The organism is Roseateles sp. (assembly GCF_019237615.1).
Taxonomy (GTDB): domain Bacteria; phylum Pseudomonadota; class Gammaproteobacteria; order Burkholderiales; family Burkholderiaceae_C; genus Pelomonas.
This window is the reverse complement of sequence record NZ_JAFAGT010000039.1, coordinates 49,984-56,085: the sequence shown is the minus strand read 5'-3', so window position 1 is coordinate 56,085 and position 6,102 is coordinate 49,984. Positions and strand designations below refer to the sequence as shown.

Sequence of the window (6,102 nt, the reverse complement as noted above, 5' to 3'; positions counted from 1 at the left end):
CGCCCCGAAGGCCCGCGGGGCGGCCCCTGTAGGCCCTGCGCCGACCCCGATCACCCGAATCCGCCAGCACATCGCGGGCAACTGCATCCCATGGCTCGCCGGCCACTCGGCTAACGGCAATCAAATGCTTCTCAGGCTCTGAGCCGGGACGAGTGGTACCGGCTGTATGTGACGGCGCGGGGGCAGCCGCTGCCCTGATGGGCTGAAGCGCCGCCCATGCTTCGCCACCGCGTCATCGCTGCCTTGGCTCTGGTGGGCTACCCATCGTCCTGGCTATGGCGACCCACGGCATCCGTCGGGCTTGGCGCGCTTGTGCTCACCATCGTGTACGGGCTGGCACTGCCAGGCAGCCCGCCCACATGGCCAATCTACGCAACACTCGGCGCGGCAGCCGCCTTGGGCCTTGGCTGGCAGGATCGCTTAAAGCCGTAGCGCCTCTCGATTCCTTCGGCGACTCATTGAGCCGGTGAAGCCCTCACCAACGGCTGCCGCGGATGCAGCCTCGCCATCGCCACCACATCCTCGTAGACGCCATTGCGCAGCGCATAGGCCTTGAGCCGCCCCTCGTGCTCGAAGCCATGCCGCTCGTAGAGCCGGATGGCACGCTGGTTGTCGTGATAGACCGTCAACTCGATGCGCAGCGCCTGGGCCCAGTTGTCCGCATAGTCCAGCAGCGCGGCCATCAGCGCGCCACCCACGCCCCGGCCACGCGCGTCGGGGGCGACCGCGATGCCCAGCATCATCACGTGGCGGCGGCGCAGCTGCACCCCCGCCGGATGCAGACCCGCGTTGCCCAGCAGCTGGCCATCGCGCTCGGCAACCAGCAGCAGCTCCGGTGAGCCGGCCACGGCCGGAGCGGCAAGCCGCTGCTGCCAGGCCTCCACGTTGGCATGGGGCAGTTGCAGCAGGTCCGGGAACACGTCGGGATCGCTCAGCTGCGCCGCCAGGGCGGCGGCGTCATCAGGTCGGGCACGGCGCAGGGTCAGACTCATCGCAGGCTCCAGGCAAGGCTCCGAATGTAGCGGCCAGGCGCCGCCTGTCGCGCCCTCACTCGACATTCAAGCCATGCTGGCCCTTAACCTTGAGGGTCTCACAGCCGCCTACGAGACCCCGCCATGCCCGAACCGATGCAAGCCTATGTAATGCGTGCCTATGGCGGCCCCGAGGTCACTGCGCTGGCCCCGATGCCGGTGCCCGTGCCGTCGCCGCAGCAGCTGCTGGTGCGCGTGCGCGCGGCCGGCCTGAACCCGGTGGATTTCAAGACCCGCAGCGGCGAGCTGCGCATCGTGCAGCGCTATCGCCTGCCCGCCGTGATGGGCAACGAGCTGGCTGGCGAAGTGTTGGCCTGCGGCGCCGAGGTGCGCGGCTTCGCGACCGGCGACCGCGTCTTCGCCCGCGTGGCCAAGGACGCGATGGGCGCGTTCGCGGAGTTCGCCGTCGTCGAGGCCCGGCATGCGGCGCCACTGCCGGCGGCGCTGGACTTCGCCACCGCCGCTGCCGTGCCGCTGGCCGGGCTGACCGCACTGCAGGCGTTGCGCGACGAGTTGCGCGTGGCGCCCGGCCAGCGCATCTTCATCTCCGGTGGCGCGGGAGGCGTGGGCGGCTTCGCGATCCAGCTGGCAAAGCATCTGGGCGCCGAGGTCGCGACGACGGCCTCGCCGCGCGGTGAGGCGCTCGTGCGGCGGCTTGGCGCGGACATCGTCGTGGATTACACGCGCCAACGCCCCGGCGACATGTTGAGCGGCCTGGACGGTGCCTTCGATCTGATAGGCGGCGACACCTTGCGGCAGAGCTTCGCGCTGCTGAAGCCGGGCGCCACCGTCGTGTCGGTGGCTGGCATGCCGGAACCGCAGACGGCCGCGCGCGACCTGGGCCGCGGCCCGGCGCTGCAGGCGCTGTTCTGGCTCGCCAGCCTGTCGTTGCGGCGCCTCGCACGCCGGCATGGCGTGCACTACCGCTACCTGTTCATGCACCCCAGCGGCGCGGAGCTGGCCGAGCTGGCTGCGCTGGTGGAAGCAGGCGTGCTCAAGCCCGTCATCGACAGCGTCTATCCGCTGGAACGCATCGCCGAGGCGATGGCGCGATTGGAGGCCGGCCATGCCAAGGGCAAGATCGTCATCACGATGCCGGGTGACACACGCTGAGCGCGGCGCGGCGCGCGGCCGGCGCCAGTGGCTTCAGCGCCTCGACGGCGGCATGGAAGCCGGGCCAACTGCGGCCCTCGCAGTCGAACAGGCGCTCGAAGGCCGGCACCAGCTCGTCGTAGGCCGACAGGATGGCGAAGCTGGCGTTGTTGGCGCGCTGGAACCAGGCCTCCCAGCCCGGCGCCTCGCGCGGCGCGCGCTCGCGCAGCTCAGCCATGACGGCGGCCTTGGCCGCCGCGCGTGACTCGGCAGGGCCGGCGTAGATGGCCTTGAGGCGGTCACGCCCTTCCCGCGCCAGCGTGAGGAAGCGCGCGCGCTGCGCGCGGCCAGCCTCGAACGCGGCCAGCGCCTCGGGCTTGGCCGCAAGCCATTCGCGCGCGCCCAGCAGCTCCACCATGCTGGCGTAGGCCTCGTTGAAGCCGGTGTCATCGGCGACGTAGACGCGCTGATGGGCCAGTTCGTGGAAGATCATGGCCGCCAGCTCGCCCTCGGGGTAGCGGATAAAGGTGTTCAGCAACGGATCACCGCCAAGCAACCGGCTCCAGCCCAGCGTCGAATAGGCCGGGATGGGCTGCACCTGCACCTCCCAGCCCTCGGTCCTCAGCGCTTCGGCATGGGCTTCAGCGGCTTGGCGGTCGAACCAGCCCTGGTAGCCGGCGCAGCCCATGATGGGATAGCACCAGGTCTTGAGCTGGAAGCCGAACTCGGGCGCCGCGACGAGGTTCCAGACGACGGCCGGGCGGTGCAGGTCGGCGTAGCGGCGGTAGCTGTTGTTGTCGGGCAGGGCCAGCCGCGCGGTGGCGAAGTCGCGCATCTGCTGCGACAGCCTCAGCCGCCGTGCCAGTTCGGGCGGGGTGTCCGGGTCGGCCAGCCAGTCGGTGACGGGCCGGGCCGCACGCATGATGCCAAGATGGCCGCCCGCAGCCTGGCTCCAGTGGCTGACGGCGCTGCAGCCGCTCAGGATCAGCAGGGCCGCCGCCAGCAGCAGGATGCGGATCAAGCCGCTTCCACCTCGACCAGGCAGTCGTAGAAGGTCGGCGCGTTGCCCATGTCGGTCAGGCGCTGGTGCGTGACCTCGTTGACGTTGCTGCCTTGCACGCCCAGCTTGCGCCACCACACGCCCAACCCATTGACGACGCCGGGCCTCGCGCGCTTGCTGACCTTGAGCCTGGCAACGTAGCGGCCGCGATCGTTGAAGGCTGCCACCAGCGTGCCGTCGGCCAGACCGCGGGCGGCGGCGTCGCCGGCATGCATCTCGATGAGGGGCTCTCCCTCGATGTCGCGCAAGCTCTTCACGTTCACAAAACTGCTGTTCAGGAAGTTGCGCGCCGGCGGCGAGATCATGGCCAGCGGGTAGCGCGCGGCCAGTTCGGGCGCGGCCTGCGCGCTCTCGTAGTTGGGCACATAGTCCGCGCCCGCGGCCTGGGCGCGGCCGTTGGGGGTGCGGAAGCCGCCGTTGGCGAACGGCGCCTCGGGGATGGGCAGCGCCTGCCAGCCCTGGGTGCGCAGCAGTTCCAGGTCTATGTCGGGCGTGAAGGCCTGGGCGGCCAGCTCCTCGTCGGTCTCGCTGAGGCAGGGGTGGGTCAGGCCCATTGCCGCGGCGAGCTCACGGAAGATCTGCGTGTTGGTCTTGGCCTCGCCCAGCGGCGCAACGGCCGGCTGATTCATCAGCACGTCGGTGTGGCCGTAGGAGGTGTGCACGTCCAGGTGCTCGAGCTGGGTCGTGGCCGGCAGCACATAGTCGGCCAGGTCGGCCGTGTCGGTCATGAAATGCTCCAGCACGACGGTGAACAAGTCCTCCCGCTGGAAGCCCTTGACGACCTTGGGCGACTCGGGCGCCACCGCCACCGGGTTGCTGTTGTAGACGATGAGGGCCTCGATGGGCGGGTCGGCCCGCAGCAGCGCGTCGCCTATGGTGCTCATGTTGACCATGCGCGGCTGGCGGCCGGCCAGCAAGTCGGGGCGTTCCAGGTTGGGGCTCTTGTAGGGCGCGTTCCAGCCGGAGGCGGACAGCAGCGCGCCGCCGCTCTCGTGGCGCCAGGCGCCGGTCAGGCAGGGCAGCAGCGCGATCAGGCGCACCGCGTTGCCGCCGCCACGCACGCGCTGCAGGCCGTAGTTCATGCGGATGGCAGCGGGTTGGGTGGTGCCGTAGTCGCGAGCCAGGCCGCGCACCTCATCGGCCGTGATGCCGCAGACCTCGGCGACGCGCTCGGGAGGCCAGGCCAGGGCCTTCCCACGCAGCTCGTCCCAGCCGTCGACATGGTGGTCGATGTAGTCGCGGTCCAGCCAGTCGTTCTTGATCAGCTCATGCATCAGGCCCAGCGCCAGCGCGCCGTCGGTGCCGGGCAGCACGGCGATGTGCTGGTGGCATTTGTCGGCCGTCTCGGTCTTGCGCGGGTCGATGCAGACCAGCCTGGCACCATCGCGCTTGGCCTGATTGGCATAGGTCCAGAAATGCAGGTTGGACGCGATGCTGTTGCTGCCCCAGATGATGATGAGCTTGGCGCCGGCGAAGTGGCGAGTGTGCATGCCCAGCTTGTGACCATAGGTGGCGGCCAGGCCGGCGCCGCCGGCGGAGGCGCAGATGGTGCGGTCCAGGCGCGCCGCGCCCAGCGCGTTCCACAGCCGGCCGGCCATGGCCTCGCCCTGGATCAGCCCCATGGTGCCGGCATAGCTGTAGGGCTGGATGCACTGCGGATCCTTGACCGCCTTCAGCCGCGCGGCGATGTCGGCGATGGCTTCGGCCCAGCTCACGCGCACGAAGCGCGGCGCCTCGGTCTTGCCGCTGATGCGCTTGAGCGGGTGCAGCAGCCGCTCGGCGTGGTAGGTGCGCTCGGCATAGCGCGACACCTTGGTGCACAGCGCGCCATGGGTGCTGGGATGCTCTGCCCGGCCCTGCACCTTGATGACGCGCTCGTTCTCGACGGTGATCTGCAGCGCGCAGGTGTCGGGGCAGTCATGGGGGCAGGCGCCGAAGACGGTGCGGGTGGTCATGGCAATCGCGGTTCAAGCTGGGCCACGATTGTCTCAAGCCGCGCCGCCCCGCTCAGCGACGGTTCAGGAAGTCCACCAGCCGCGGGATGGTTTGCTCCGGCGCCTCCTCCATCAGCCAGTGACCCGAGCCGCGGATGATGACCCCTTCGACCTTGGCATCCACCAGCCTGGCCTGCTCGATCAGGAAGTTGCCCGACGCCTTCTCGCCCGTCAGCACCAGCATGGGCTGCTGCAGCTTGACCCTGGCAAAGCCGGCGAAGTCCGCCGCATCCTGCTCGAAGGCCTTGAAGTAGCCGAAGCCAGCCTTCATGCCACCCGGCTGGGCATAGGCCGCCGTGTAGAACTGCCGGTCCGCCTCGGACAGCGAATGCGCGCGGTCCGCCGCGAAGTCGTTCCAGAAGTGCTCGAAGTAGATGCGCTCGCGGCCCGCCACCAGCTGCAGCGCCGTCTCGCCATGGAAGTGGAAATGCCACAGGTCGCGCAGCAGCCAGACGTTCTTCCAGTCGCCCACGCCGGGCAGGAAGGCGTCCATCAGCACGATGCTCTCGACCTCGTCCGGATACTGGGCCGCATAGGCATAAGCCACCATCAGGCCGATGTCGTGGCCGACGATCTTGACCTTGTGGATGCCCAGGCCCTCGACGAGGGCGTGCACGTCCTGCGCCAGCGTCTTCTTGTCGTAGCCCCCGTCCGGCCTGGCCGAGCCGCCTGCGCCGCGCAGATCGGGCGCAATGACGACGCGGCGGTCGGCCAGCCTGTCCATCAGCGGCCGCCACATATGGCTGGTCTCGGTGTAGCCATGCAGCAGTACGACGGGCGTCTCGGGACCGCTGCCGGCCTGCAGATAGTGCAGCTGCACGCCGTTCGCAGTGGCGCTGCGGTCTTGGATGCCGGCGGCATGCACGCCAACGGCGAGCAGCAGGCCGGCCAGGGCGGTAATGAATCGTTTCATGATGGGTCTCCC

Annotated in this window: 5 protein-coding genes; 1 reads left to right on the top strand and 4 read right to left on the bottom strand. The window is 69.7% G+C overall.

The window, feature by feature from the left end:
• Positions 1 to 455: 455 nt before the first annotated feature.
• Positions 456 to 992, bottom strand: a complete 537-nt coding sequence (locus tag JOY88_RS07080; protein WP_293501530.1) for a GNAT family N-acetyltransferase — start codon at positions 990 to 992, stop codon at positions 456 to 458.
• A gap of 123 nt (positions 993 to 1,115) precedes the next feature.
• On the opposite strand from JOY88_RS07080, the gene JOY88_RS07075 reads away from it, so the two are divergent.
• A complete protein-coding gene (locus tag JOY88_RS07075) occupies positions 1,116 to 2,144 on the top strand; it encodes an NADP-dependent oxidoreductase (RefSeq protein WP_293501529.1) in 1,029 nt (342 codons plus the stop codon).
• Here JOY88_RS07075 and JOY88_RS07070 read toward each other — a convergent pair.
• The 3 genes from JOY88_RS07070 to JOY88_RS07060 are packed head-to-tail and all read right to left on the bottom strand — an operon-like array spanning position 2,119 to position 6,090.
• Positions 2,119 to 3,144 carry an aminopeptidase gene (locus JOY88_RS07070; RefSeq protein ID WP_293501528.1) on the bottom strand — a complete coding sequence of 342 codons (1,026 nt, stop codon included), beginning with the start codon at positions 3,142 to 3,144 and terminating at the stop codon, positions 2,119 to 2,121. The two genes, JOY88_RS07075 and JOY88_RS07070, sit on opposite strands and share 26 nt — an antisense overlap.
• Positions 3,141 to 5,138 (bottom strand): molybdopterin-containing oxidoreductase family protein, encoded by a 1,998-nt coding sequence (locus tag JOY88_RS07065; RefSeq protein ID WP_293501526.1) that lies wholly within the window; start codon positions 5,136 to 5,138, stop codon positions 3,141 to 3,143. Before JOY88_RS07065 ends, JOY88_RS07070 begins: the two co-directional genes overlap by 4 nt.
• A 52-nt stretch (positions 5,139 to 5,190) precedes the next feature.
• Positions 5,191 to 6,090 carry an alpha/beta fold hydrolase gene (locus JOY88_RS07060; protein WP_293501525.1) on the bottom strand — a complete coding sequence of 300 codons (900 nt, stop codon included), beginning with the start codon at positions 6,088 to 6,090 and terminating at the stop codon, positions 5,191 to 5,193.
• Between the last annotated feature and the right edge of the window lie 12 nt (positions 6,091 to 6,102).

Excerpts from the sequence above, each read along its gene's own strand:
- JOY88_RS07080 (WP_293501530.1), bottom strand. The coding sequence starts at position 992 with ATGAGTCTGACCCTGCGCCGTGCCCGACCTGATGACGCCGCCGCCCTG.
- JOY88_RS07075 (WP_293501529.1), top strand. The coding sequence starts at position 1,116 with ATGCCCGAACCGATGCAAGCCTATGTAATGCGTGCCTATGGCGGCCCC.
- JOY88_RS07065 (WP_293501526.1), bottom strand. The coding sequence starts at position 5,138 with ATGACCACCCGCACCGTCTTCGGCGCCTGCCCCCATGACTGCCCCGAC.
- JOY88_RS07060 (WP_293501525.1), bottom strand. The coding sequence starts at position 6,090 with ATGAAACGATTCATTACCGCCCTGGCCGGCCTGCTGCTCGCCGTTGGC.